This is a genomic window from Paracoccus haematequi, assembly GCF_900631945.1.
Classification (GTDB): Bacteria; Pseudomonadota; Alphaproteobacteria; order Rhodobacterales; family Rhodobacteraceae; genus Paracoccus; species Paracoccus haematequi_A.
Genome location: NZ_UZWE01000025.1, coordinates 20,391 through 46,348 on the forward strand (window position 1 = coordinate 20,391; position 25,958 = coordinate 46,348).

At 67.4% G+C, this 25,958-nt stretch carries 26 protein-coding genes; 17 read left to right on the forward strand and 9 right to left on the reverse strand.

Annotation, left to right across the window (positions count from 1 at the left end):
• The first annotated feature begins 22 nt into the window (after positions 1-22).
• The 14 genes from PARHAE_RS06510 (at position 23) to recN (ending at position 15,251) form a co-directional block, all read left to right on the forward strand.
• On the forward strand, positions 23-766 hold the full coding sequence (locus PARHAE_RS06510) for a cytochrome c biogenesis CcdA family protein (RefSeq protein WP_126153801.1): 744 nt from the start codon (positions 23-25) through the stop codon (positions 764-766).
• A 199-nt stretch (positions 767-965) separates the two neighbouring features.
• The gene (gene ftsW, locus PARHAE_RS06515; RefSeq protein ID WP_126153802.1) at positions 966-2,132 is read left to right on the forward strand and encodes a putative lipid II flippase FtsW; all 1,167 of its coding nucleotides are present in this window, start codon (positions 966-968) and stop codon (positions 2,130-2,132) included.
• Positions 2,129-3,214 carry a UDP-N-acetylglucosamine--N-acetylmuramyl-(pentapeptide) pyrophosphoryl-undecaprenol N-acetylglucosamine transferase gene (locus PARHAE_RS06520; protein ID WP_126153803.1) on the forward strand — a complete coding sequence of 362 codons (1,086 nt, stop codon included), beginning with the start codon at positions 2,129-2,131 and terminating at the stop codon, positions 3,212-3,214. Before ftsW ends, PARHAE_RS06520 begins: the two co-directional genes overlap by 4 nt.
• Complete coding sequence (murC, locus tag PARHAE_RS06525; protein ID WP_126153804.1) at positions 3,211-4,638, forward strand: UDP-N-acetylmuramate--L-alanine ligase; 1,428 nt, start codon at positions 3,211-3,213, stop codon at positions 4,636-4,638. Before PARHAE_RS06520 ends, murC begins: the two co-directional genes overlap by 4 nt.
• Positions 4,635-4,871, forward strand: coding sequence for a DUF2484 family protein (locus PARHAE_RS06530; RefSeq protein WP_126153805.1), 237 nt, complete (start codon positions 4,635-4,637; stop codon positions 4,869-4,871). Before murC ends, PARHAE_RS06530 begins: the two co-directional genes overlap by 4 nt.
• A 7-nt stretch (positions 4,872-4,878) precedes the next feature.
• Positions 4,879-5,277 (forward strand): hypothetical protein, encoded by a 399-nt coding sequence (locus PARHAE_RS06535; RefSeq protein ID WP_126153806.1) that lies wholly within the window; start codon positions 4,879-4,881, stop codon positions 5,275-5,277.
• A 46-nt stretch (positions 5,278-5,323) separates the two neighbouring features.
• On the forward strand, positions 5,324-6,265 hold the full coding sequence (murB, locus tag PARHAE_RS06540) for a UDP-N-acetylmuramate dehydrogenase (protein WP_126153807.1): 942 nt from the start codon (positions 5,324-5,326) through the stop codon (positions 6,263-6,265).
• Between the two features lie 200 nt (positions 6,266-6,465).
• Positions 6,466-7,356, forward strand: coding sequence for a D-alanine--D-alanine ligase (locus tag PARHAE_RS06545; protein WP_241232705.1), 891 nt, complete (start codon positions 6,466-6,468; stop codon positions 7,354-7,356).
• Positions 7,344-8,285 (forward strand): cell division protein FtsQ/DivIB, encoded by a 942-nt coding sequence (locus PARHAE_RS06550; protein ID WP_241232700.1) that lies wholly within the window; start codon positions 7,344-7,346, stop codon positions 8,283-8,285. The genes PARHAE_RS06545 and PARHAE_RS06550 overlap by 13 nt, the downstream gene beginning before the upstream one ends.
• Before the next feature lie 4 nt (positions 8,286-8,289).
• On the forward strand, positions 8,290-9,624 hold the full coding sequence (gene ftsA / locus PARHAE_RS06555; RefSeq protein WP_126153809.1) for a cell division protein FtsA: 1,335 nt from the start codon (positions 8,290-8,292) through the stop codon (positions 9,622-9,624).
• 220 nt (positions 9,625-9,844) lie between these two features.
• The gene (gene ftsZ / locus PARHAE_RS06560) at positions 9,845-11,431 is read left to right on the forward strand and encodes a cell division protein FtsZ (RefSeq protein WP_126153810.1); all 1,587 of its coding nucleotides are present in this window, start codon (positions 9,845-9,847) and stop codon (positions 11,429-11,431) included.
• 207 nt (positions 11,432-11,638) lie between these two features.
• Complete coding sequence (gene lpxC / locus PARHAE_RS06565) at positions 11,639-12,568, forward strand: UDP-3-O-acyl-N-acetylglucosamine deacetylase (protein WP_126153811.1); 930 nt, start codon at positions 11,639-11,641, stop codon at positions 12,566-12,568.
• 151 nt (positions 12,569-12,719) lie between these two features.
• Positions 12,720-13,568 (forward strand): outer membrane protein assembly factor BamD, encoded by an 849-nt coding sequence (locus PARHAE_RS06570; protein WP_126153812.1) that lies wholly within the window; start codon positions 12,720-12,722, stop codon positions 13,566-13,568.
• A gap of 36 nt (positions 13,569-13,604) precedes the next feature.
• Positions 13,605-15,251: a DNA repair protein RecN gene (gene recN / locus PARHAE_RS06575; RefSeq protein WP_126153813.1), complete on the forward strand. Its 1,647-nt coding sequence runs from the start codon at positions 13,605-13,607 to the stop codon at positions 15,249-15,251.
• A gap of 9 nt (positions 15,252-15,260) precedes the next feature.
• Here recN and PARHAE_RS06580 read toward each other — a convergent pair whose 3' ends face one another.
• The 7 genes from PARHAE_RS06580 to PARHAE_RS06610 all read right to left on the reverse strand — a co-directional run bounded on the left by PARHAE_RS06580 (position 15,261) and on the right by PARHAE_RS06610 (position 20,927).
• Positions 15,261-15,980, reverse strand: a complete 720-nt coding sequence (locus PARHAE_RS06580; protein ID WP_126153814.1) for a sulfate/molybdate ABC transporter ATP-binding protein — start codon at positions 15,978-15,980, stop codon at positions 15,261-15,263.
• A 12-nt stretch (positions 15,981-15,992) separates the two neighbouring features.
• Entirely contained in the window at positions 15,993-16,865 is an 873-nt protein-coding gene (cysW, locus tag PARHAE_RS06585) for a sulfate ABC transporter permease subunit CysW (RefSeq protein WP_126153815.1), read from the reverse strand.
• Entirely contained in the window at positions 16,858-17,697 is an 840-nt protein-coding gene (cysT, locus tag PARHAE_RS06590; RefSeq protein ID WP_126153816.1) for a sulfate ABC transporter permease subunit CysT, read from the reverse strand. Before cysT ends, cysW begins: the two co-directional genes overlap by 8 nt.
• 2 nt (positions 17,698-17,699) lie before the next feature.
• Positions 17,700-18,701 (reverse strand): sulfate ABC transporter substrate-binding protein, encoded by a 1,002-nt coding sequence (locus PARHAE_RS06595; protein WP_126153817.1) that lies wholly within the window; start codon positions 18,699-18,701, stop codon positions 17,700-17,702.
• A 29-nt stretch (positions 18,702-18,730) separates the two neighbouring features.
• Positions 18,731-18,949 (reverse strand): hypothetical protein, encoded by a 219-nt coding sequence (locus tag PARHAE_RS06600; protein WP_126153818.1) that lies wholly within the window; start codon positions 18,947-18,949, stop codon positions 18,731-18,733.
• A 174-nt stretch (positions 18,950-19,123) separates the two neighbouring features.
• The gene (locus PARHAE_RS06605; protein ID WP_126153819.1) at positions 19,124-20,254 is read right to left on the reverse strand and encodes an aminotransferase class V-fold PLP-dependent enzyme; all 1,131 of its coding nucleotides are present in this window, start codon (positions 20,252-20,254) and stop codon (positions 19,124-19,126) included.
• A 76-nt stretch (positions 20,255-20,330) separates the two neighbouring features.
• Entirely contained in the window at positions 20,331-20,927 is a 597-nt protein-coding gene (locus PARHAE_RS06610) for a LysE family transporter (RefSeq protein WP_126153820.1), read from the reverse strand.
• Between the two features lie 168 nt (positions 20,928-21,095).
• Between PARHAE_RS06610 and PARHAE_RS06615 the strand changes: the two genes are divergently transcribed.
• Genes PARHAE_RS06615 through PARHAE_RS06625 form a run of 3 tightly spaced genes read left to right on the forward strand, consistent with a single transcriptional unit; the run spans position 21,096 to position 24,453 of the window.
• A complete protein-coding gene (locus PARHAE_RS06615; protein ID WP_126153821.1) occupies positions 21,096-21,794 on the forward strand; it encodes a type 1 glutamine amidotransferase in 699 nt (232 codons plus the stop codon).
• Positions 21,791-23,149 carry a glutamine synthetase family protein gene (locus tag PARHAE_RS06620; protein ID WP_126153822.1) on the forward strand — a complete coding sequence of 453 codons (1,359 nt, stop codon included), beginning with the start codon at positions 21,791-21,793 and terminating at the stop codon, positions 23,147-23,149. Before PARHAE_RS06615 ends, PARHAE_RS06620 begins: the two co-directional genes overlap by 4 nt.
• Entirely contained in the window at positions 23,146-24,453 is a 1,308-nt protein-coding gene (locus PARHAE_RS06625; protein ID WP_126153823.1) for an NAD(P)/FAD-dependent oxidoreductase, read from the forward strand. Before PARHAE_RS06620 ends, PARHAE_RS06625 begins: the two co-directional genes overlap by 4 nt.
• Here the strand turns inward: PARHAE_RS06625 and PARHAE_RS06630 are convergent.
• On the reverse strand, positions 24,450-24,896 hold the full coding sequence (locus PARHAE_RS06630) for a tellurite resistance TerB family protein (protein WP_126153824.1): 447 nt from the start codon (positions 24,894-24,896) through the stop codon (positions 24,450-24,452). The two genes, PARHAE_RS06625 and PARHAE_RS06630, sit on opposite strands and share 4 nt — an antisense overlap.
• Positions 24,897-25,001: 105 nt before the next feature.
• Complete coding sequence (gene ppk2 / locus PARHAE_RS06635; RefSeq protein WP_126153825.1) at positions 25,002-25,907, reverse strand: polyphosphate kinase 2; 906 nt, start codon at positions 25,905-25,907, stop codon at positions 25,002-25,004.
• Positions 25,908-25,958 lie beyond the last annotated feature (51 nt).

A 25,958-nucleotide genomic window follows, 5' to 3' on the forward strand; every position in this document is an offset into this window, starting at 1 on the left:
ATCAATCGCTAGACTGCGCGCCATGCTGGGAATCGAACTCGCCACCGCCGCCTTCCTGCCCGCCGCCCTCGTGGCGCTGCTGGCGGGGATCCTGTCATTCCTGTCGCCCTGCGTGCTGCCCATCGTGCCGCCCTATCTGGCCTATATGACCGGCGTGGGCGTGAACGGGCTGAAGGCGCAGGAACGCAGCGCCGTTCTGCCCGCGCTGTTCTTCGTGCTGGGCCTGTCCACGGTGTTCCTGGTGATGGGCTTCGCGGCCTCGGCCTTCGGGCGGGCCTTCCTGCAATACCAGGATCTTCTGGCCAAGATCGCCGGGGTCATGGTGATCGTGATGGGCCTGCATTTCCTGCATGTGATCCGCATTCCGATCCTGGACCACGAGGCGCGGATGAACGCGGGCAAGCAGGACGGCGGGGCCTTGGGGGCCTATGTCCTGGGCCTGGCCTTCGCTTTCGGCTGGACCCCCTGCATCGGCCCGCAACTGGGCATGATCCTGTCGCTGGCCGCGACCGGGGGCGAATTGTCGCGCGGCACCGCGCTGCTGGCGGTCTATGCGCTGGGCCTGGGGATCCCGTTCCTGCTGGCCGCGATCTTCATCAACCGCGCCATCGGGCTGATGAACCGCATCAAGCCCTGGCTGCATGTGATCGAACGGGCGATGGGCGCGCTGCTGCTGGTTGTGGGGACGATGCTGCTGACCGGCGCGTTCTCGGCCTTTGCCTATTGGCTGCTCGAGACCTTTCCGGGGCTGGCGATGCTGGGGTAAGCCCGGACAGGCTCGATGGCTGTCGCTTCATGACGTGATCGTGATACTCCGCCGGGTCCGCTCAGCCCGAAGGCGTCGCCTTGCGGCCACGGCACAGCGCTTCGCAATCCCCAGTAGCGCGCACCCGATTTTCGCGCTATGCTGACCGGCAGACCTGGACAACCAGGCGGATTTCTGAGGCAGTGACGGCGGTATTTCCATGACCGAGATGGTCTTTGGCGCGACGCCCGTTCGCGCGGGCGACCCGATTCTTCCGCGCTGGTGGCGCACCCTGGACAAATGGTCCCTGGCCTGCGTGCTGGGCCTGTTCGCCATCGGCATCCTGCTGGGGCTGGCGGCATCCGTCCCGCTGGCGGAAAAGAACAATCTGCCGCGCTTCTACTATGTCCAGCGGCAGGCAGTGTTCGGCGGTATGGCCCTGATGATCATGCTGGTGATCTCGATGATGTCGCCGCGCCAGATCCGGCGGATCGGGGTGATGGGCTTTGCGGCGGCCTTCGTGCTGATCCTGCTGCTGCCCCTGATCGGCGAGGATCACGGCAAGGGCGCGACCCGCTGGCTGTCCATCGCCGGGATTTCCATGCAGCCGTCCGAGTTCCTGAAGCCCGGATTCGTCGCGATGTGCGCCTGGTTCATGGCCGCCGCGCAATCGGTCGGCGGACCGCCGGGTAGGCTTTATTCCTTCATCACCGCCATGGTCGTGGTGATCCTGCTGGCCTTGCAGCCGGATTTCGGGCAGGCCTCGCTGGTGCTGTTTTCCTGGCTGGTGATGTATTTCGTCGCGGGCGCGCCGATGGTGCTGCTGATGTCCGTCATGGGCATCGCGGCACTGGGCGGGTTCTTCGCCTATGGCGCGTCCGAGCATTTCGCCCGGCGGATCAACGGCTTCCTGAACCCCGAAATCGACCCGCGCACCCAGATCGGCTATGCCACCAAAGCCATCCAGGACGGCGGCTTCTTCGGCGTCGGCGTGGGCGAGGGGTCGGTGAAATGGTCGCTGCCCGACGCGCATACCGACTTCATCATTGCCGTCGCGGCCGAGGAATACGGCACGGTCCTGGTGCTGGCGGTCATCACGCTGTACTGCACCATCGTGGTGCGGTCGTTGCTGCGGCTGCTGCGGGAACGCGATCCCTTCGCGCGCATCGCCGGGGCGGGGCTGGCCTGCGCCTTCGGCGTGCAGGCGCTGATCAACATGGGCGTGGCCGTGCGCCTGCTGCCCGCCAAGGGCATGACGCTGCCCTTTGTCAGCTATGGCGGGTCGTCGGTGATCGCATCCGGCATCGCCGCCGGGATGCTGCTGGCCCTGACCCGCACCCGCCCCCAAGGCGAACTGGCCGAGATCCTGCGCCGGGGCCGGGGATGACTGCGCCGCTGGCCTTGATCGCCGCCGGGGGGACCGGCGGGCACATGTTTCCCGCCCAGGCCCTGGCCGAACTGCTGCTGGCCGAGGGCTGGCGCGTCCGCCTGTCCACCGACGATCGGGGCGCGCGCTATGCAGGCGGCTTCCCGGATGCCGTCGAACGCAGCATCGTGCGGTCGGCCACGACCGCGCGCGGCGGGCTGCTAGGCAAGCTGACGGCGCCTTTGAAGATCGCCGCCGGCGTGCTGGCGGCGCGCACCGGCCTGCGCCGCGACCGGCCCGCCGTGGTGATCGGCTTCGGCGGCTATCCGACGATCCCGGCGCTGTCGGCGGCGGTGACGCTGGGGCTGCCCCGGATGATCCACGAACAGAACGGCGTGATGGGCCGCGTGAACCGGCTGTTCGCGCGCCGGGTACAGCGGATCGCCTGCGGCACCTGGCCCACAGACCTGCCCGACGGCGCGACCGCTGTTCATACCGGCAACCCGGTCCGCCAGGCGGTGCTGGACCACGCCGCCGCGCCCTATGCCCCACCCGGCGACGGGCCGCTGCATCTGCTGGTGATCGGCGGCAGCCAAGGCGCGCGGGTCTTGTCGGACGTGATTCCCGCCGCCGTCGCCGCCCTGCCGGACGACCTGCGTGCCCGCCTGCGCGTCAGCCACCAGGCGCGGGCCGAGGATCGGGACCGGGTGATCGCCGCCTATGCCGATGCCGGGATCGCCGCCGACGTGCAGCCCTTTTTCACCGATGTTCCCGACCGCATCGCCCAGGCCCAGCTTGTCGTCAGCCGGTCGGGCGCCTCGTCGCTGGCCGACATCACCGTGATCGGCCGCCCGGCGATCCTGATCCCCTATGCCGCCGCCGCTGGCGACCACCAGACCGCCAATGCGCAATCCCTGGCCGAGGCGGGCGCGGCGCTGATCCATCCCGAATCGGTGCTTGACGCGCCGGGGCTGACGCGCGACATCCGCGCGATCCTGAACGATCCCGCCCGCGCCAGCCAGATGGCCGCCGCCGCCCTGTTCCTGTCCCGCCCCGACGCCGCGCGGCGCCTGTACGACCTTGTCACGGAGATTGCCCGATGAACGCCGCCACCAAACTGCCGCACGAGCTGGGGCCGATCCACTTCATCGGCATCGGCGGCATCGGCATGTCGGGCATCGCCGAGGTGCTGCTGACCCTGGGCTATGACGTGCAGGGCAGCGACGCCAAGAAATCCAAGATTACAGACCGCCTTGAAAAGCTGGGCGCCCGCGTTTTCGAAGGCCAACGGGCCGAAAATATCGGCGCGGCCGGTGTCATCGTCATCTCGACCGCCATCAAGAAGGGCAACCCGGAACTGGAGGAAGCGCGCCGTCGCGGCCTGCCCGTTGTCCGCCGGGCCGAGATGCTGGCCGAACTGATGCGGATGAAGTCGAACATCGCCATCGCCGGGACGCATGGCAAGACCACCACCACGACCATGGTGGCGACGCTGCTGGACGCGGGCGGGCTGGATCCGACCGTCATCAATGGGGGCGTGATCCACGCCTATGGATCGAACGCGCGCGCCGGGGCGGGGGAATGGATGGTGGTCGAGGCCGACGAATCGGACGGCAGCTTCAACCGTCTGCCCGCCGACATCGCCATCGTCACCAACATCGACCCCGAGCATATGGAGCATTGGGGCAGCTTCGACGCGCTGCGCCAGGGTTTCTACAACTTCGCCTCGGGCATTCCGTTCTACGGTCTGGCCGTCTGCTGCACCGACCACCCCGAGGTGCAGGCCCTGGTCGGCAAGCTGACCGACCGCCGCGTCGTGACCTTCGGCTTCAACGCCCAGGCCGATGTGCGGGCGATGAACCTTCGCTATGAAAACGGCATCGCCCATTTCGACATCGCGTTGCAAGGCGAAGGCCCGACCGACACCGGCGACGTGGAAATGATCGAGGGCTGCACCCTGCCAATGCCGGGCGACCACAACGTGTCGAACGCGCTGTCGGCCGTGGCCGTGGCCCGCCACCTAGGCATCAAGAAGGCCGAGATCCGCGAGGCCTTGGCGAAATTCGGCGGCGTGGGACGGCGCTTTACCCGAGTCGGTGAAATCAACGGCGTCACCATCATCGACGATTACGGGCATCATCCGGTGGAAATCGCCGCCGTGCTGAAGGCCGCGCGCCAGGCCACCAAGGGCCGCGTGATCGCCGTCCACCAGCCGCACCGCTTCAGCCGGTTGTCGAACCTGTTCGACGATTTCTGCACCTGCTTCAACGAGGCCGACGTGGTCGCCATCGCCGAGGTCTATGCTGCGGGCGAGGATCCGATCCCCGGCGCCACCCGCGACGACCTGGTTGCGGGGCTGATCGCCCATGGCCACCGCCACGCCCGCGCCATCCTGGACGAGAACGACCTGGAACGCCTGGTTCGCGAACAGGCCCGGCCCGGCGACATGGTGGTCTGCCTGGGGGCGGGCACGATTTCCACATGGGCGAACGGGCTCCCCGAGCGGTTGCAGGGACGCGCCGCATGATCCACTCGGCGGTCCTTGCGCTGGCGGTGGTGATGGGCTGGCTTCTTCTGGCGCGGCTGGCCCGGACCCTGCGCCCGCGCCAGCGGCAGCGCGCCCTGTGGGCCTTGATTGCCACGGGTGTGCCGATCCTGGGCTGGCTGACCTATACCTGCGGACCTTTGGCCGGGTTCGGATTTCTGACCGTGGGCGTGCTGGTGCTGGTCCGCCTGCCGGTAAGGCGACGGGCGGCCTAAAGTCCTGATGTTGATTGATCCCCGTTCCTTCTACACCATCGTCTTCGCCATTATCGCGCTTGTTGTCGGTTGGAGTGTCTGGACAGGCGTCACGCGCATGGCTGCGCGATCCCTTCGGCCCCTTTCGATGGCGCTCGCCGTGCTGCTGGCCGGGGCAGGGGCCTGTTACCTGATCGGTCAAAGCAAGTCCGGCGTTGATCTGCGTGGCCTGGGGGGAATGCTTCTGTGCCTGCTGTTGCTGCTTGCGGCAGGCTCTCTGGCATTTGGGGCCGCGCTGAGGTGGCTGCATGACGCGACCCGGCGTCGCGTCGAGCCTGAATGGAATACGCTTCCCGACCGCCCTTGGGACATCTGGGGCCTCTGCGCGCTGTCGATCCTGGCGGTCGGCATCAGCCTTCTGGAGTGATCCCGCGCGGTTGACCCGGCCCGCCCGGCTGGCTACCACACCGGGCATGATGACCGATCTTCCCCTCGCACGCGGCACGCTGACCCCCGACCGTCCCCTGGACGCCCTGACCTGGCTGCGCGTGGGCGGTCCCGCCGACTGGCTGTTCCAGCCTGCGGACGAGGATGACCTGGCCGATTTCCTGCGCGCGCTGAACCCCGCCGTTCCGGTCTTTCCGATCGGCGTCGGCTCCAACCTGATCGTGCGCGACGGCGGCATCCGGGGCGTGGTGGTCCGGCTGGGGCGCGGCTTCAACGGCATCGCGGTCGAAGGGGACCGTGTGACCGCAGGCGCCGCGGCACTTGATGCCCATGTCGCGCGGCGGGCGGCGGACGCGGGGCTGGACCTGACCTTCCTGCGCACCATTCCGGGCAGCGTCGGCGGCGCAGTGCGCATGAACGCGGGCTGCTATGGCAGCTATGTCGCCGATCACCTGGTCGAGGCCCGCGCCGTGACCCGTGGTGGCGAGCGGATCGTTCTGTCCCCGGACGACCTGCGTTTCGCCTATCGCCACGCCGACCTGCCCGATGGCTGCGTCCTGACCGAGGCCACCTTCCGCGCAGCCCCCGGCGATCCCGACGCGCTGCACCAGAAGATGGCCGACCAGCTTGCCCGGCGCGACGAGACGCAGCCCACCAAGGACCGCAGCGCCGGGTCCACCTTCCGCAACCCGGCCGGGTTCAGCTCGACCGGGCAGGCCGATGATGTCCATGACCTGAAAGCCTGGTCGCTGATCGACCGCGCGGGCCTGCGCGGCCACAGCTGGGGCGGCGCGCAGATGTCGGAAAAGCACCCCAATTTCCTGCTGAACACTGGTGGCGCCACGGCCGCCGAACTGGAAGCCCTGGGCGAACTGGTCCGCCGCCGCGTTCTGGAAGACAGCGGCCACGACCTGCAATGGGAGGTGATCCGCGTGGGAGATCCTTTGCCTGATGCAACCGAGACTTGATCAACGATTCCTTCAACAATCTTTAGCAGATAGCTAAATTTGACCTTTTGCGATTTCCGCGCATCCGCTATTCTTGTCCGATAAGCGCAGGATCGGGACCAACCCGACCGCGCGGGACAGGAAAATCCCGGACCAACCGGGTCGAAAGGCGAAACGTGGCGGGCAGGTCGAGCAGGACAGCCCATACCGTAGCCGTTCTGATGGGCGGACCCTCGGCCGAACGAGAGGTGTCGCTGTCATCGGGGCGCGAATGCGCGAATGCGCTGCGGGTGGCGGGCTATGAGGTGATCGAGGTCGAACTCGGTTCCGAACGCGGCGGCGATCTGGTCGCCCGCCTGGCCGAACTGCGCGCCGATGTCGTCTTCAACGCCCTGCACGGCCGCTGGGGCGAGGACGGCTGCATCCAGGGCCTGCTGGAATGGCTTGGCCTGCCCTATACCCATTCCGGCGTGCTGGCCTCGGCCCTGGCGATGGACAAGACGCGGGCCAAGGGCGCGCTGCGCGCCGCCGGTCTGCCGGTGGTGGACAGCGTGATCGCCGATGCCTGCGACGTGCGCGCCGGCCATGTCCTGCCGCCGCCCTATGTGGTCAAACCCAACGATGAAGGCTCGTCCGTGGGCGTCTATATCGTCCATGACGGCGCCAACCAGCCGCCGCAACTGGCCGACACGATGCCTGCGCGGGTGATGGTCGAAACCTATGCGCCGGGCCGCGAACTGACCACCGCCGTCCTGGGCGACCGCGCCCTGGGCGTGACCGAGATCATCACCGAGGGCTGGTACGACTATGCCGCGAAATATTCGGTGGGCGGTTCGCGCCATGTGATCCCGGCCGATATTCCGGCCGAAATCACCGCGGCCTGCCGGGATTACGCCGTGCGCGCGCACGAGGCGCTTGGCTGCCGGGGCCTGTCGCGCACCGATTTCCGCTGGGACGACACGCGCGGGCTGGACGGGCTGATCCTGCTGGAGGTGAACACCCAGCCCGGCATGACGCCGACCTCGCTTGCCCCGGAACAGGCCGCCCATGCCGGGATGGATTTCCCCGCGCTGATGCGCTGGATGGTCGAGGACGCGCTGTGCCGGACGTGATCGACCATCGCCCGAACCGCCAGCCCCCGTCGCAGCCGAAACGCGACCCTGCGCCCTCGCGGCTGCAATACCGGCTGGAGCGGATGTGGCTGCGCCCGATCTGGCGGCGCGCGGTGCGCGTCGGCGTCCCGGCCTTCCTGGTCGCCATGACGGCGGGGCTGTGGCTGTCCGATCCCGACCGCCGCGCGCTGCTGACCGACGGCGTGCAGCAGATCATGACCAAGGTCCAGAGCCGAGAGGAATTCCAGGTCAGGATCATGACGGTCGAGGGCGCGTCCCCGGTGGTGGACAAGGCGCTGCGGGCGATGCTGCCGGTCGATCTGCCGGCCTCGAGCTTCGACATCGACCTGACCGCGCTGCGCTTGCAGGTGATGCAGCTTGACGTGATCGAATCCATCGACCTGCGCATCAAGCCGGGCGGGATCCTGTCGGCGGTGGTCAAGGAACGCGAACCCGCGATCCTGTGGCGCCATGCCCGCGGGATCGAGATCCTGGACAAGACCGGCCACCGCGTCGCATCCGTCACCGCGCGCGACGTGCGCCCGGACCTGCCGCTGATCGCGGGCGAGGGCGCCGACCTGGCCGTGCCCGAGGCCTTGGCCCTGATCGACGCCGCCGGGCCGATCCTGCCGCGTGTGCGCGGCCTGGTGCGGCGGGGCGAACGCCGCTGGGATCTGGTGCTGGATCACGGCCAGCGGATCATGCTGCCCGCCCAGGGCGCGCTGATCGCGATGGAGGCCGCCATCGCCCTGGATCGCGCCCAGGACATGCTGGGCCGCGACATCGCGGTGGTCGACCTGCGCAACCCCTCTCGCCCGGTGATGCGGCTGGGGATCGACGCGCGCAACACCATCCGCCAAGCGCGGGGCGAGCCGATCCTGGGACCGGACGGCAAGGTTATTCAGGAAGACGACCGGAAGGGGGGTTAGGACGATGGCGGAGTTGTACCAGACGCAGCGGGCTATGCGGAACATCCGCCGGGCGGCCCTGCAACGCGGCGTGATCGGCATCCTGGACATCGGCACGTCCAAGATCGCCTGCCTGGTGCTGCGCTTCGACGGCACCGGCACGTTCCGCGAGACCGACGGCGTGGGACCGATGGCGGGGCAGGTGAATTTCCGCGTGATCGGCGCGGCCTCGACCCGCTCGCGCGGGATGCGGCGCGGTCAGATCGACGTGATGGCTGAAACCGAACGCGCGATCCGCACCGTGGTCGCCGCCGCGCAGAAGGTCGCGGGGGTGCGCGTCGATCACGTCATCGCCTGCCTGTCGGGCGGCCGTCCCGCATCCTATGGCCTGGCCGGGGAAATCACGCTGGAGGCGGGGCGGGTCCACGACCACGACGTGGCCTCGGTCCTGGCCGCCTGCGACGCGCCCGATTTCGGGCGGGGCCGAGAGGTCCTGCACGCCCAGCCGGTGAACTTCGCCGTCGACAACCGCAGCGGGCTGGGCGATCCGCGCGATCATGTCGGCAACCGGCTGGCCTGCGACATGCATGTGCTGACCGTCGACGGCGACGTGATCGGCAATCTGGTCCAGTGCATCCGCCGCTGCGACCTGGAACTGGCGGGCGTGGCCTCGGCCTCTTACGCGTCGGCGCGGGCCTCGCTGGTGGAAGACGAACAGGAACTGGGCGCAGCCTGCATCGACTTTGGCGGCGGCGGCACGGGTGTTTCAATTTTTGTCAAGAAACACATGATCTTCGCGGATAATGTTAACATAGGCGGCCAGCTTGTCACCCAGGACATCGCCCAAGGGCTGCGGGTGCCTTTGCCTGTCGCGGAACGGCTGAAGACCCTGAACGGCGGGGTCGAGGCGACCGGACGAGACGACCGCGACATGCTGGATACCGGCACGGGCAGCGGCGAATGGGACGCCGACCGCCGCCCGGTCAGCCGCGCCGATCTGATCGGCATCATGCGCCCCAGGGTCGAGGAGATCCTGGAAGGCGTGCGCGAAGTGCTGGACGCGGCGGGGTTCGACTCCATGCCCAGCCAGCAGATCGTGCTGACCGGCGGAGGCAGCCAGATCCCCGGCCTGGACGGTCTGGCGGCGCGCATCCTGGGGCCGAACATCCGCTGCGGGCGTCCGCTGCGCATCGACGGGCTGGCGCACCAGTTCACCGATCCGGGCTTTTCCAGTGCCGTGGGGCTGGCGCTGTTCGCGGCCCATCCCCAGGACGAATGGTGGGATTTTGAAATGCCCGCCCACAGCTATCCGACCCGAAGCCTGCGCCGCGCCTATCGCTGGTTCAGGAACAACTGGTGATTTCGGGCCTGACATCGGGGCATCGCGCGGGCGGCGCCCTGTTCAACTGGATTGGCAAGATACCGCCGAAAAGACCTGCAAAGACCACTACATTTTGCGTTTTTGCGCGTTTTTCCAGTGACGCAGCGGCGGTCCGCCGTTAGGATTGGAAGCTGATTACGTGGGATTCGACGGGCGGCAGGACATGACCCGATCGACATAGCAAAAAACAGGCGGAACCATGAACCTCAACCTGATGATGAACGACGAAGACGAGCTGAAGCCCCGGATCACCGTCTTCGGTGTTGGCGGTGCGGGCGGCAACGCGGTCAACAACATGATCGAGAAGAATCTCGACGGGGTCGAGTTCGTGGTCGCCAATACCGATGCCCAGGCGCTGTCCAGCTCTCGCGCGTCGAACCGCATCCAGATGGGTCCGAAAGTGACCGAGGGGCTGGGCGCGGGGGCCAAGCCCGCCATCGGCGCCAAGGCCGCCGAGGAAACCATCGAGGATATCGTCGATCACCTGATGGGCGCGCATATGTGCTTCATCACCGCGGGCATGGGCGGCGGCACCGGCACCGGCGCCGCCCCGATCATCGCCCAGGCCGCGCGCGAGATGGGCATCCTGACCGTCGGCGTCGTGACCAAGCCCTTCCAGTTCGAGGGCACCAGGCGGATGCGCCAGGCCGACGAGGGGATCGAGGCGCTGCACAAGGTCGTCGACACGCTGCTGATCATCCCCAACCAGAACCTGTTCCGCATCGCCAACGAAAAGACTACCTTCACCGAAGCCTTCGCGATGGCCGACGACGTTCTGTATCAGGGCGTCAAGGGCGTGACCGACCTGATGGTCAAGCCGGGCCTGATCAACCTGGACTTCGCCGACGTGCGCTCGGTCATGGACGAGATGGGCAAGGCGATGATGGGCACGGGCGAGGCGTCGGGCGAGAACCGCGCCCAGGAAGCCGCCGAACGCGCCATCGCCAACCCGCTGCTGGACGAGGTCAGCCTGAACGGCGCCAAGGGCGTGCTGATCAACATCACCGGCGGCTATGACATGACCCTGTTCGAACTGGACGAGGCCGCGAACGTCATCCGCGACAAGGTGGACAGCGACGCCAACATCATCGTCGGCTCGACGCTGGATCCCGACATGGACGGGTCCATCCGCGTGTCGGTCGTGGCGACCGGCATCGACGCCGCCGCCGCCGTGGCCGAGGTTCCGGCCCCCCGCCGGTCCATGGCCGAGCCGCTGACCCAGAATCCCGCGGTCTCGCAAAAGGTCGAAACCGCGTCCCAGCAGGACGACCTGCCGCCGCGCCGCGTGGCTCCGCCGGTCGTGGAAACCCGCCCCGCCGCCGCCCCCGCAGCGCGGGCCGAGGACGACATGCCTGCCCCCGCCTATCAGCGCAAGGAACCCGCGCAGCCGATGATGCTGAACGTCAACGACGACGCCGGTTTCATCGCGCCGCGCGCGCCGCAGGGCGCATCGCGCGGCCAGGCCTCGCCCGAGACGCTGGAGCGTCTGCGCCGCGCGGTCGAACACAAGGGCGAGCGTCAGCAGCCCCAGCCCGCGCCGCAACCGGCCGAACCCGCCCGCAACCAAAGCCGCATGGCGGGGCTGGGCCGGATGCTGGAACGGATGGCGGGCCATGCCGACCAGGGCGCGCCGAAGCCTCCGGCGGCCTCGATTTCCGAACGGGTCAACGAACGCGTGGCGGTGCGCGCGCGCCAGCAGGAAACCGATTTCGACGATCTGGCCAGCCCTGATGCGGCAGGCGACAATGTGGAAATCCCGGCTTTCCTGCGCCGCCAGGCCAACTGAACCTGTCACGAAAACGATACGGGAAGGGCCGCGTCATGCGGCCCTTTTCCATTGCGGCGCTGCGTGAACGAATGGCGCCGCGCATCGCCCGTGCCGAATGTTTCATGCCGTCACAATTCGTTAATTGAACGCCTGCCCCCCAAGGCCTAGGTCAACCGTTACAGCGATGGACCTTTCCGTTGCGACACGAGTCAGAGGCAGGTTGTCATGCAGGCGACGTTGAAAAAAGCGGTGATGTTTCAGGGCGTGGGTCTGCACTCGGGCGCCCCGGCTCGGCTGGAAATCCATCCCGCCCCGGCCGGTCACGGCATCGTCTTCCGGCGCACCGACCTGAACCCCGTCGTGGACATTCCCGCCCGCTGGGATCACGTCACGCCGTCCCGGCTGTGCACCCTGATGGACGACGGCAAGGGCAACACCCTGTCCACCGTTGAACACGTCATGGCGGCCCTGGCCGGAACCGGCATCCACAACGCCTTGGTCAAGGTCGACGGCCCCGAGGTTCCGATCCTCGACGGATCGGCGGCCCCTTTCGTGCGCGGCATCCTGCGCGGCGGGATCCTGCTGCAACAGGCCGACCTGCGCGCCATCCGCGTGCTGCGCCCCGTCGAGGTGCGCGAGGGAGAGGCTTTTGCCCGGCTGGCCCCGGCCGACCACCTGGAAATCGACTTCCAGATCGACTTCGCGGATGCCGCCATCGGCCATCAGGAAAAGCGGCTGGACATGGCCAATGGCGCCTTCCTGCGCGAACTGGCCGACAGCCGGACCTTCTGCCGCCAGGCGGATGTGGATGCGATGCGCAAGAACGGGCTGGCCCTGGGCGGCACCTATCTGAACGCGGTGGTGGTGGATGGCGCGCGGGTGCTGTCGCCCGGCGGCCTGCGCCACCAAGACGAGGCCGTGCGCCACAAGATGCTGGACGCGATGGGCGATCTGGCATTGGCGGGCGCTCCGCTGCTGGCGCGCTATACCGGCCATCGCGCGGGTCATGCGATGACCAACCGTCTGCTGCGCGCCTTGTTCGCCGATCCGACCGCATGGCGCTGGGAGACCTGTTCCCCCGCGTTGGAGGACCGCCTGCCGGGCGCGGGCGTCGCCGCCTATGACCTGGCGGCGACGGCCTGGGTGGCCGCTTAGGCGGCCTTCCGCAACGTCAAGCCATGCCGTAAAACGCGGGTGAAATTCAACGGATTGCCATTTTGCGCCCCCTGATGTTCTGTGCTAGAGGGTCCGGGCAGCGCGGCCCGGATGGGGCGGCTGCAAGGAAGAAGTCACAGGCAGGGTGAATATGGCGCGCTCGAAATTCTCGGCTTCCGTGATGGCGGCGGTTCTGGCGGGTCTGGTGCTGACGGGCTGTGGCAGGGGCGGGACCGATTCCGACAAGCAGAACCTGGACCGCTTCACCGCCGAGGAAATCTACAAGCGCGGCGAGTTCGAGCTGGAAAACAGCCGCAAGCCGGAAGACGCTGTGTTCTATTTCGCCGAGGTCGAGAGGCTGTATCCCTATTCCGAATGGGCCAAGCGCGCGCTGATCATGCAGGCCTATTCCAACCACCGCGCCCAGAACTATGAAGAAGCGCGCAGCGCCGCGCAGCGGTTCATCGACACCTATCCCGGCGACGAGGACGCGGCCTATGCGCAATACCTGCTGGCCTTGTCCTATTACGACCAGATCGACGAGGTGGGCCGGGACCAGGGCCTGACCTTCCAGGCGCTTCAATCGCTGCGCACCGTGATCGAGCAATATCCCGACAGCGAATATGCGCGCAGTTCGATCCTGAAATTCGACCTGGCCTTCGACCACCTGGCCGCCAAGGAAATGGAGATCGGGCGCTATTACCTGAAGCGCGGGCATTATGCCGCCGCGATCAACCGTTTCCGCGTCGTGGTCGAGGAATTCCAGACCACCGGCCCGACGCCCGAGGCGCTGCTGCGGCTGGTCGAGGCCTATCTGGCCCTGGGCCTGACGGACGAGGCGCAGACGGCCGGGGCGATCCTGGGCCACAACTTCCAGTCCTCGCCCTTCTATCAGGACGCCTATGGCCAGTTGCGCGGCCGCGGATTGGCGCCCGAGGCGCGGGGCGACAACTGGTTGAACAACGTCTATCGCCAGATGATCCAGGGACGGTGGCTGTAACGGGCGGGGTCGGGCCTCGCGCTGCAAGGATTACTGATGCTGCGTTCGCTGGACATCCGCAACATGCTGCTGATCGACCGGCTGGACCTGTCCTTCGGTCCCGGCCTGAACGTGCTGACCGGCGAAACCGGGGCGGGCAAGTCGATCCTTCTGGACTGCCTGGGCTTCGTGCTGGGCTGGCGCGGGCGGGCCGATCTGGTCCGCCAGGGCGCCAGCCAGGGCGAGGTGACGGCGGTGTTCGATCTGCCCGCCGCCCATCCCGCGCGCACTGTTCTGGCCGATGCCGGGATCACGCTGGAGGATGACGACCTGATCCTGCGCCGCGTGAACGGCGGCGACGGGCGCAAGACCGGCTTTGTCAACGACCGCCGCGTCTCGGGAGAGGTGCTGCGGTCGCTGTCGGATACGCTGGTCGAACTGCACGGCCAGCATGACGACCGGGGCCTGCTGAACCCGCGCGGCCACCGGGCGCTGCTGGACGCCTTCGGGGCCATCGACCTGGCCCCGGTGCGCGCCGCCTGGGCCGCGCGCCGGACCGCCCGCCGTGCCCTGGACGAGGCCGAGGCCCGCCTGACCGCAGCGCGGGCCGAAGAGGATTTCCTGCGTCATGCCGTCGCCGAACTGGACGACCTGTCCCCCGAGGCAGGCGAGGAGGCGGTTCTGGACACCCGCCGCCGCGCCATGCAGGGCGCCATCCGCATCCGTGAGGATGTGGCCCGCGCCCTGAAGATGCTGGGCGGCGAGGGGGCCGAGGGCGCGATGCTGGACGCGACCCGCTGGCTGGAAGGCGCCGCCGACCGGGCCGAGGGGCGGCTGGACGAACCTTTGGCCGCATTGTCCCGCGCCATTGTCGAACTGGGCGAGGCGCATCGCGGGGTCGAGGACGCGCTGTCCGCGCTCGACGTGGATCCGTCGCAGTTGGAGGCGACCGAGGAACGGTTGTTCGCCTTGCGCGCGCTTGCCCGCAAGCACAATGTCCTGGCCGACGATCTTGCAGGTCTTGCCGACGAATTGCGCGCCCGCCTGGGCCAGATCGACGCCGGAGAGGCGCAGATCGCCGCCCTGCGCCGCGCGGTCGAGGATGCCGAGGCCGGTTATGACGCCGAAGCGGATGAGGTGACACGGGCGCGCAGCCAGGCGGCCGCCGCGCTGGATCGCGCCGTGACGGCGGAACTGGCGCCGTTGAAGATGGAGCGTGCGGTCTTCCAGACCATCGTAGCGCCCGGCGAACCCGGACCTGACGGGCGCGACGACGTGGCCTTCACCGTCGCCACCAACCCCGGCGCGCCTGCGGGGGCCTTGGACAAGATCGCATCAGGCGGGGAATTGTCGCGCTTCCTGCTGGCGCTGAAGGTCTGCCTCGCACGCGGCAACGACGCGCTTGTGCTGATCTTCGACGAGATCGACCGGGGCGTCGGCGGGGCGACGGCAGACGCGGTGGGTCGGCGCCTCAAGCGGCTGTCCGAGGATGCGCAGGTGCTGGTCGTCACCCATTCCCCGCAGGTGGCGGCCCTGGGCGCGCATCATTTCCGGGTGTCGAAATCGGTCCATGACGACATGACGACCTCGACTGTGGCGGCGCTGACGCCGCCCCAGCGGGTCGAGGAGATCGCCCGGATGCTGTCGGGCGACCGCATCACCGACGCCGCCACCGGCGCGGCACGGGCGCTGTTGCAGGGCTGATGCGCCGCCCTAGGTGGTGATGAAGTCCCGCACGAATTCGGTGGCGGGCTTGGCGCGGATGTCCTGCGGCTTGCCGATCTGTTCGATCCGGCCCATCGACATCACCACCACCAGGTCGGCAAGCTCCATCGCCTCGTCCTGGTCATGGGTCACGAAGACCGTGGTCAGGCCGGTTTCGTCGTGGATGTCGCGCAGCCCCTGGCGCAATTCGCGGCGGACCTTGGCGTCAAGCGCGCCGAAGGGTTCGTCCAGCAGCAGCATCCGCGGCTCGATCGCCAGGGCGCGGGCCAGGGCGACGCGCTGGCGCTGCCCGCCCGACAGTTGCGTGGGATAGCGCCCGGCGATGTCGGGCAACTGGATCAGATCCAGCAGCTTGGTCACGCGGCGGGTGATTTCCGCCCTGGGCGGCCGTTGGGCGCGCGGGCGGGCGCGCAGGCCATAGGCGATGTTGTCGAAGACCGTCATGTGCCGGAACAGCGCATAGCTTTGGAACACGAAGCCCGCGCGGCGGTCCTGCACGCTCATCCCCGTGGCGTCCTGGCCGTTGAACAGCACCCGCCCCGAGGTCGGGAATTCCAGCCCGCCGAGGATCCGCAGCAGCGTGGTCTTGCCCGAGCCCGACGGCCCCAGCAGTGCGACCAACGCGCCCGAAGGGATGTTCAGCGACACCGGATGCAGCGCGGTGGTGCCGCCGAAGGTCTTGGCGATTTCGTCGATGTCGATATGCATGGGCTTTCCCCCTCAATGGCGGCGGATGGCGGCAAGCTGGTCGGCGTGGCGCAGTTCCAGCAGGGTTTTCAGAAGCAGGGTGACAAGCGCCAGCGCGGTCAGCAGCGCGGCCATGCTGAAGGCGGCGACGGACAGGTATTCGTTGTAGAGCATCTCGATGGTGATCGGCATGGTCGCGGTCTGGCCGCGGATCTTGCCCGACACCACCGCGACGGCGCCGAATTCCCCCATCGCGCGCGCCGTGCACAGCAGCGTGCCGTAAAGCAGCGCCCAGCGGATATTCGGCAGCGTCACGGTCCGAAAGGTCCGCCAGCCCGAGGCCCCCAGGGTCAGGGCGGCCTCTTCCTCGGTCCGGCCCTGTTCGATCATCACCGGGATCAGCTCGCGCGCGACAAAGGGGAAGGTCACGAAGACCGTCGCCAGAACGATGCCCGGAATGGCGAAGACGATGGGCCAGCCATGGGCGACGAGGAAGCCGCCGACCAGCGAATTGGCGCCGAACAGCAGCACGATGCACAGGCCCGCCACGACCGGGCTGACGCTGAAGGGCAGGTCGATCAGGGTGATCAGGAAAGCCTTGCCGCGAAAGTCGAACTTGGTGATCAGCCAGGCGGCAGCGATGCCGAAGACGGCGTTCAGCGGCACGGCGATGGCGGTGATCAGCAGGGTCAGGCGGATCGCCGACCGGGCGTCGCGGTTGCCCAGGGATTCGACGGCCGCCAGCCAGCCGTTCTTCAAGGCCTCGGCAAAGACCACGGCCAGCGGGGCGAAGACGAGGATGGCCAGCCCGGCGACGGCGATCGCGATCAGGGCGATGCGCAGGGCGGGCGTTTCCTCGGTCGCGCTGCGGAAGGCGCGGGGACGGTGCACGGACGCATCAGACATGGCCCATCTTTCTTCGGCTGACGATCTGGATCAGGTTGATCGCCAGCAGCATGGCGAAGGAAATCACCAGCATGGCGATGCCGATGGCGGCGGCGGCGTCATAGTTGAATTCCTCAAGCTGGATGACGATCAGCAGGGGCGCGATTTCGGTGCGCAGCGGAATGTTGCCCGCGATGAAGATGACCGACCCGTATTCCCCGACCGCGCGGGCCAGGGCCAGGGCAAAGCCGGTCAGCGCAGCGGGCGTCAGCATCGGCAGGATCACATGGCGCAGCGTATGCAGGCGGGACGCGCCCAGGGTCGCGGATGCCTCTTCGATCTCTCGGTCGATCTCCTCGACCACCGGCTGGACGGTGCGGGTGACGAAGGGCAGGCCCACGAAGACCAGGGCAATGAAGATGCCCGCCTGGGTATAGGCGATCTTCAGGCCCAGGGATTGCGCCAGGCCGCCGAAGGCCCCGTTCGGGGCATAGAGCGCGGTCAGCGCGATCCCCGCCACGGCGGTCGGCAGCGCGAAGGGCAGGTCGACGGCCGCGTCCAGAAGGCGCTTGCCGGGAAAGCGGTACCGGACCAGCACCCAGGCCAGCACCACGCCGAAGACCAGGTTGAAGATCGCCGCCAGCAGCGACAGCTTGAACGACAGCAGCAGCGCGGCCTGGACGCGTTCGCGCGCCACCACGGCCAGGACATTGGACAGACCGAAATTGACGCCCTGCAACAGCAGGGCGCCGATCGGCAGCAGGACGACGACGGACAGCATCGCCAGGGTGATGCCCCCTGACAGGCCAAGGCCGGGCATCGCGGTCCTGTGGATCAGGGGGCGGGCGGCCATGGTCACTTGGCCACGTAGATCTGGTCGAAGATGCCGCCTTCACCGAAATGTTCGGGCTGAACCTTCTTCCAGCCGCCGAAATCCTCGATGCTGACCAGATCCAGTTCCGGGAAGCGGGCCACGTCCTCGGGGTCGGCGGCGCTGTCGTCCCAGGCGCGGTAGAAATGCTTGAAGGCAAGCGCCTGGCCCTGCGGCGAATACAGGAAGTCCAGATAGGCCGCTGCCAGTTCGCGCTGCGCGTCGTTGGCGATGTTGCCCTCGACGATTGCGACCGGGGGTTCCGCCAGGACCGAGACCGAGGGCACGACGATGTCGAACTGATCCTCGCCGATCTCCTCAAGCGCCAGATAGGCCTCGTTTTCCCAAGCCAGCAGCACGTCGCCGATGCCGCGTTGGGCAAAGGTGGTGGTCGAACCGCGCGCGCCGGTATCCAGCACCGGGACGTGCTTGAACAGCTCGCCCACGAAGGCCTGCGGATCCTGGCCGTTCTTTTCCGCCCAGGCCCAGGCCGCCAGATAGTTCCAGCGCGCGCCGCCCGAGGTCTTGGGGTTCGGCGTGATCACCTCGACCCCGTCCTTGACCAGATCGCCCCAGTCGGCGATGCCCTTGGGGTTCCCCTCGCGCACCAGGAACACGATGGTCGAGGTATAGGGGCTGGAATTGTGCGGCAGCTTCGACTGCCAGTCGGCGGGCAGCTTGCCGGTTTCCGCGATCTTGTCGATGTCCGAGGCCAGGGCCAGCGTGACGACCTGGGCGTTCAGCCCGTCGATCACCGCGCGCGCCTGCGCGCCCGACCCGCCATGGCTGGTCTCGATGGTCGGGGCCTCGTGCCCGTCGGCGGTCCATTTTTCGGCAAAGGCGGCGTTCACGTCGCGATAGAGTTCGCGCGTGGGGTCATAGCTGACGTTCAGCAGCGTTTCGGCGGATGCCGGGGCCGCGATGGCCAAAGCCAGCACGATGGCCGACAGCGAGGCGCCGATGCGGCTGGTTTTCGATGTGGTCATGGACCGTTTCTCCTGAAGAACTGCGTCGGTTATCGGTGGGTGCGGGTGGCGAGCGATTCGATCCGCGCCTCCCACAGGTCGGGATCGCGTCCCTCCAGCAGGGACGCGGCCGCCGCCTGGGGTTCCCGGCTGAGCGCCAGAAGCGGCGCGCCGTTGACGCGGTGGACCTGTCCGGTGCGGCGGTCGATCAGCCTGACCGAATAAAGCGGCCGCGATGCGGCGCCGATGTCTTGACCCTGGATCGTCATCTCCGCTCCTCTGACTCGCTGGCCTCGTATCCCCTAAATAACGACAGGAGAAGTCGTGTTTATCAAGAGCAGAGATCTGCTGAAATTGGCAGGATCGGGAGAATAAAATTCTAACCCGGGACAGAAAAGGCCCGCCTTTTCGGGGCGGGCCGTCCCTGGCATCCTGGGGGCCGGTCAGGCCGGGATCACCTTGTCCAGCACCGTCCGCAGCCGGGCGACCGTGCCGTCCACGTCCTTCAGCTTGTCCAGCCCGAACAGGCCCAGCCGGAACGTGGAAAACGCGTCGCCTTCGTTCACGGCCAACGGCACGCCGGCGGCGATCTGCATCCCTTCCGCCGCGAATTTCCGGCCGTTCCTGATGTCGGGATCGTCGGTATAGCTGACCACCACCCCCGGCGCGGCGAAACCCGGCGCCGCGACCGAGCGGATGCCGCGTTCGGCCAGCAGGTCGCGCACGGCATTGCCCAGCCGCCATTGCGCATCCCGCGCGGCGTCGAATCCCATCGCGCGCGTTTCTTCCATCGCGTCGCGCAGGCCCAGCAGGGCGTCGGTCGGCATGGTCGCGTGATAGGCGTGGCCGCCGTCCTCATAGGCCGCCATGATCGCGCGCCATTTCTTCAGATCCAGGGCGAAGCTGTTGCTGTCCGTCGCGGCCAGCCGTTCCGCCCCGCGGTCCGACAGCATCACCAAGCCTGCGGCGGGCGATGCCGACCACCCCTTCTGCGGGGCCGAGATCAGCACGTCCACGCCTGTTGCCTTCATGTCCACCCAGATCGCGCCCGACGCGATGCAGTCCAGCACCATCAGCGCGCCGACCTGATGCGCGGCGTCCGACAGCGCGCGGATATAGTCGTCGGGCAGGATCAGCCCGGCCGAGGTTTCGACATGGGGCGCAAAGACCGCATCGGGCCGGGTGTCGCGGATCTTGGCCACGACTTCCTCGATGGGCGGGGGCGCGAAGGCGGGCTGCGGCTCGTTGCCCGCAGGGCGGGCCATGGCGACGGTCGTTTCCCGCGCAAAGCCGCCCATCTCGAAGATCTGGCTCCAGCGATAGCTGAACCAGCCGTTCCTGACGATCAGCGCATGGCCGGTGCCGAACTGGCGGGCGACCGATTCCATCGCATAGGTTCCGCCGCCCGGCACGATGGCGACCTGGGACGCGCCATAGACCTGTTTCAGGGTGGCGGACAGGTCGCGCATCACCTGCTGGAATCGCTGCGACATGTGGTTCAGCGACCGATCGGTGAACACGACCGAGAATTCGTCCAGGCCATCGGGGTCGATGTCGGGGTGAAGATGGGGCATCGCATTCTCCTGTCCAAGCCGGGTGCAGGTTAGCGCCTGCCGTCCGAGGCCGCCAGACAGCCAAAGGCCGCAGGCATCAGCCGGGGGCAAGCGCGCCCAGGCCGACGGCGATCATCACCGCTGCCGCCACGTAACGCGAAATCCCCGCCGCCGCGAAGCTGCGCCCGCGCATGGCCGATGAAAACAGGATCGCCAGAAAGGAATACCAGATCACGCTTTGGACGATAATCAGAATGAATATCTCGGCATAGACATATTCGGGTGCGGCGGCGGGAATGGCGGCCAGGAAGGTGCCCAGCCAGAAGGCGATGGCGACAGGATTGGCAAGGGCCGTCAGCAGACCCAGCAGAAAGGGCTGGCGGCCCATCATCCCGCCGCGCCGCATGGGGCAGGCGGTCAGCATGCGCAGCCCCATCCAGACCAGATACAGCGCCGCCAGAACCCGCAGGGCCAGGAAAACATGGCCGTCCCGGTCCGCCACCGCATCCGCGCCCAGCAGCGCCAGGCCGACCCACAGCCCGGTCGCCGCCACCACGCCCGCCGCGACCGAAAGCCCGTCCCGTCGCGTCCCCGCGCTGGCCGCGCAGCAGATTGCCAAGGTATTCGGACCGGGGGTCATCGCTATCGCCAGATGCAGCCCGGAGATCAGGAACAGGGTCGCAAAAACGTCCATCGTTAAAAACCCGCAGTAATGATTTATATTAATGGAAAAGCGTCTATTTTAATATGAATTAATACTCCGGCATATTCGCGGCTTGACCGGAAATGCCCGCGCGCCCCCCTTGCGGCCCCCCCGCCCGCGCGACTACCTTTGACCCGACAGCAACATCGCAGGTTCTTCATGCGCATCGGCATTCTTCAATGCGGCCAGGCGCCCGCCGAATTGAGGCAGGATATGGGCGACTATCCCGACATGTTCGTCCGGCTTCTGGACGGGCGCGGCTTCGAATTCCGCACCTGGGATGTCGAGGCGATGGACTTTCCCGCATCCGTCCACGACGCCGACGGCTGGCTGCTGACCGGATCGCGGCACGGCGCATACGAGGATCACGCCTTCATCCCGCCGCTGGAACGCTTCATCCGCGAGGCCTATGACGCGGCGGTGCCGCTGGTCGGCATCTGCTTCGGCCACCAGATCATCGCGCAGGCGCTTGGCGGCACGGTCGTCAAGCATCCTGGCGGCTGGTCGGTCGGCACGCAGGATTACGATTTCGACGGCGAGAGCGTGCGGCTGAACGCCTGGCACCAGGATCAGGTGGTGGCCCTGCCCAAGGATGCGCAGGTGGCGGGGCGCAGCGCGTTTTGCGAAAACGCCGCGCTGATCTATGGCGACCGCGCCTATACCGTGCAGGCGCATCCCGAATTTTCCGACGACTTCATCCGGGGGCTGATGGACAAGCGCGGGCAGGGCGTCGTGCCGCAGGATCTGCTTGACCAGGCCTCTGACCGGATGGGCGAACCGAAAGGCTCGGCCAGTGTCGCCGACCGGATCGAGGCGTTCTTCAAGCAGCCCCGCGCCATCGCCAGGGGTGCCGCATGAGCGACTGGATCGACAGACTGCCCCAGGCCGCCCGCGATTTCGTCGCCGGTCGGCGCCTGGACGAGGTCGAATGCATCCTGGCCGACATCGCGGGCGTCGCGCGCGGCAAGGCCATGCCCGCGTCGAAATTCGCGCGGCAGGAAAAATTCTATCTGCCGAACTCGATCTTCCTGCAAACGATCACCGGGGAATGGGCCGACAACCCGGCGGGGGCGTTCACCGAACCCGACATGATCCTGACGCCCGATTTCAGCACCGCGACCGCCGCGCCCTGGACGGCGGACTGGACGCTGCAAGTCATCCACGACGCCTATGACCAGCAGGGCAACCCGGTGCCCATCGCCCCGCGCAACGTGCTGAAGCGCATCGTCGGGCTGTATGCGGAACGCGGCTGGAAGCCCGTCGTCGCCCCGGAAATGGAGTTCTTCCTGGTCGCCCGCAACATCGACCCGAACCAGCCGATCATCCCGCCGATGGGCCGCACCGGACGTCGCGCGGCGGCCAAGCAGGCCTATTCCATGTCGGCGGTGGACGAATACGGCAAGGTCATCGACGACATCTACGACTTCGCCGAGGCGCAGGGGTTCGAGATCGACGGCATCTTGCAGGAAGGCGGCGCAGGGCAGGTCGAGATCAACCTCAACCACGGCGATCCGGTGGCGCTGGCGGACGAAATCTTCTATTTCAAGCGCCTGATCCGCGAGGCCGCGCTGCGCCACGACTGTTTCGCCACCTTCATGGCCAAGCCGATCGAGGGTGAGCCCGGCAGCGCCATGCACATCCATCATTCGGTCATCGACGTGGCGACGGGGCAGAACCTGTTCTCGGACGAGAAGGGGCGCGAGACGCCGCAGTTCCTGCATTTCATCGCCGGGATGCAGAAGCACCTGCCCGCCGCCGTGGCGCTGCTGGCGCCATACGTGAACAGCTATCGCCGCTATGTCCCGGACTTTGCCGCGCCGATCAACCTGGAATGGGGCCGCGACAACCGCACCACCGGGCTGCGGGTGCCGATCTCGTCCCCCGAGGCGCGGCGGGTGGAAAACCGGCTGGCGGGCATGGACTGCAACCCCTATCTGGGCATCGCGGCCAGCCTCGCCTGCGGTTATCTGGGACTGGTCGAGGCCGAGAATCCGCGCGGCGAATGCCTGGGCGACGCCTATATGTCTTCGCAGGACGAACTGCCCTACAATCTGGGCGACGCGCTGGACATCATGGCCGAAAGCGCGCCGATGCGCAGCGTGTTGGGCGAGGATTTCGCGGCGGTCTATGAATCCGTGAAGCGCAACGAATACAAGGAGTTCCTTCAGGTCATCAGCCCCTGGGAACGCGAACACCTGCTGCTGAACGTATGAAGCTGCTCTATGCCAACGACCGGCGCGGGGAATATCCGCCCAGCGTCTATGCCCAGACCATCGATCTGCTGGACCGTTTCCCGCCGCTGAAAGGCGAGACGAGCGCCGATGTCGCGGTGGTGGGGGCGGGCTATACCGGCCTGTCCGCCGCGTTGCATCTGGCGCGGGCAGGGCGCGACGTGGTGCTGGTCGATGCGCAGCGGGTGGGGTTCGGCGCGTCGGGGCGCAACGGCGGGCAGATCGGATCGGGCCAGCGGCAAGAGGTGGACTGGCTGGAACGCCAGTTCGGCCGCCCGACCGCGCGCCGCCTGTGGGATCTGGCCGAGGATGCCAAGGCGCTGACCCGCGCGCTGGCGGCGGAATCGGGCGTGCCGGTCCGCGACGGCGTGGCCCATGCCTGCCGCTCGGCCTCCGAGGTGGACCACAGCGCCCGCATGGCCGCGCATCTGGCTGCGTATTACGAATACGACCGCGTGCAGCCGCTGGATCGGGACGCGATGGCGGCGCATCTGGGAAGCGCGGCCTATGCGGGCGGCGACCTGGACCGGGGCGCGGCGCATGTCCAGCCGCTGTCCTTGGCGCTTGGCATGGCGCGGTTGGCCGTGGCGGCAGGGGTGCGCATCCATGAGGGCACCCATGTCCACCGCATCGAACATGGCAGTGCCACGGGCAAAAGCCGCGTCTTGTGCGACACCGGCAGGATCCTCTGCGATCAGGTGATCCTGGCCGGGAACGGCTATCAGGGGCGGCTGGACGGCAAGGTCGCGGCGCGGGTCATGCCGATCAACAATTACATCGTCGCGACCACACCGCTGGGCGATGATTTCCCCGAGATCCTGCCGCAGCGCATCGCCGTGGCGGACACCAAGTTCGTGGTGAATTACTGGCGGCTGGACGACGACCGCCGCCTGATCTTCGGCGGGGGGGAAACCGCGACCTATCGGTTCCCCAGGGACATCGCGGCGCTTGTGCGCCCGCATCTGCTGTCGGTCTATCCGCAACTGCGCGACGTGGCGATCACCCATGCCTGGGGCGGCACGCTGGCGATCACCATGAACCGGATGCCGCATTTCGCCCGGCCCGCGCCCAACTGCCTGTCGGCGGGGGGATACAGCGGACATGGGGTGGCGCTGGCGACGCTGGCGGGCAGGCTGATGGCCGATGCGGTGGCGGGGCAGTCAGACGGCTTCGACGCCATGGCGGCGATCCCGACGCGGCCCTTTCCCGGCGGCACCATGCTTCGCAGCCCGCTGCTGGTCGCTGGAATGGCCTGGTACGGGTTGCGGGACCGGCTGGGATTCTAGCGCCCGCCCGCGACGCGCTGGCGCTGGATAGCGGATTCGCGGTCGGTCACGCCCAGCAACCCGGCCACCAGGCGGATCGCCGCTTCCTCTTGCGCGGTGCGGCGGTCGTCGGCCAGAGAGATTTCCCACATCGCCCCGATGATGCCCATCCGATCCTCAAGCGAGACGCGGCTCTTGATCAGGCGGGTGAAGCGGACGGTATCGGGGGCCTCGGCTTCGATCATCTCGGCCACGGCGCGGCGTTCGGCGGCGTCGATCGGGCCAAGGCCGTGCAACTGACCCAGCACCTGATCGATGCGCATCCGTTCCGAGGCGTGATAGTGATCGTCCGCACGCGCCACGCGCACCAGCAGCGCGGCCACCGCAACCTCGGCATCGTCCGTCGCCAGGGGTCGCGGAGCGGGGTCTTCTGTGAACAGGCGGTCCAACAGATTGCGAAACATGCCCCCATCTTACGGCGTTGCGCCCGTCATTCAAGATTTAAGGGTATCACTTTTCTTTTGTTATACCTTGCGTTGATTGACCGATCAGAAACGCCGCCCCGCCAATCAATAGCGTTGCGGCACATAAAGGTCGCGCGGCAGCACGTCGCGTTCGTAATCCGGGTTGAACACGCGGTCGGGCAGGGTCACGTCCTCGTGCTCGACATCGGTATAGGGGATCAGGCTCAGCAGGTGGCTCATGCAGTTCAGCCGCGCGCGCTTCTTGTCGTTGGCCTCGACGATATACCAGGGCGCCTCGGGGATGTTGGTGTGTTCCAGCATGTCCTCTTTCGCCTTGGTATAGGCTTCCCAGCGGACGCGCGATTGCAGGTCCATGGGCGACAGCTTCCACTGTTTCAGGGGATCGTGGATGCGCATCAGGAAGCGCAGCTGCTGTTCCTCGTCGGTGATCGAGAACCAGTATTTCACCAGCCGGATCCCCGACCGGACCAGCATCCGTTCGAATTCGGGAACGTCCTGGAAGAACTGGTCCACCTGGTCCTCGGTCGCGAAGCCCATCACGCGTTCCACGCCCGCGCGGTTGTACCAGCTGCGGTCGAACAGCACGATCTCGCCGCCCGCGGGCAGGTGGGGGACGTAGCGCTGGAAATACCACTGGGTCTTTTCCCGATCCGAGGGGGCGGGCAGGGCCACGGTCCGCACCACGCGGGGGTTCAGCCGCTGGCTGATGCGCTTGATGGCGCCGCCCTTGCCGGCGCTGTCGCGGCCCTCGAAGATGACAACGACCTTTTCCTTGGTATGCGCCACCCAGTCCTGCAACTTGATCAGCTCGGTCTGCAACCGCAGCAATTCGCGGAAATACAGCTTGCGGTCCATCTGGTCGGGCCGCTTTTCGCGATAGATGCGGCGAATTTCCTCGGAGAGGACGGCGTCCTCAAGTTCGATCTCGTAGTCCTCGTCCAGGGTTTCCAGAAGCTCGGCTTCCAGCCAGTCCTTGGGTTCGTCGGTCATGGTCAACTCCGGCAATGCGAGGGTCCGTCTACGGCGGGAATGTAACGATGA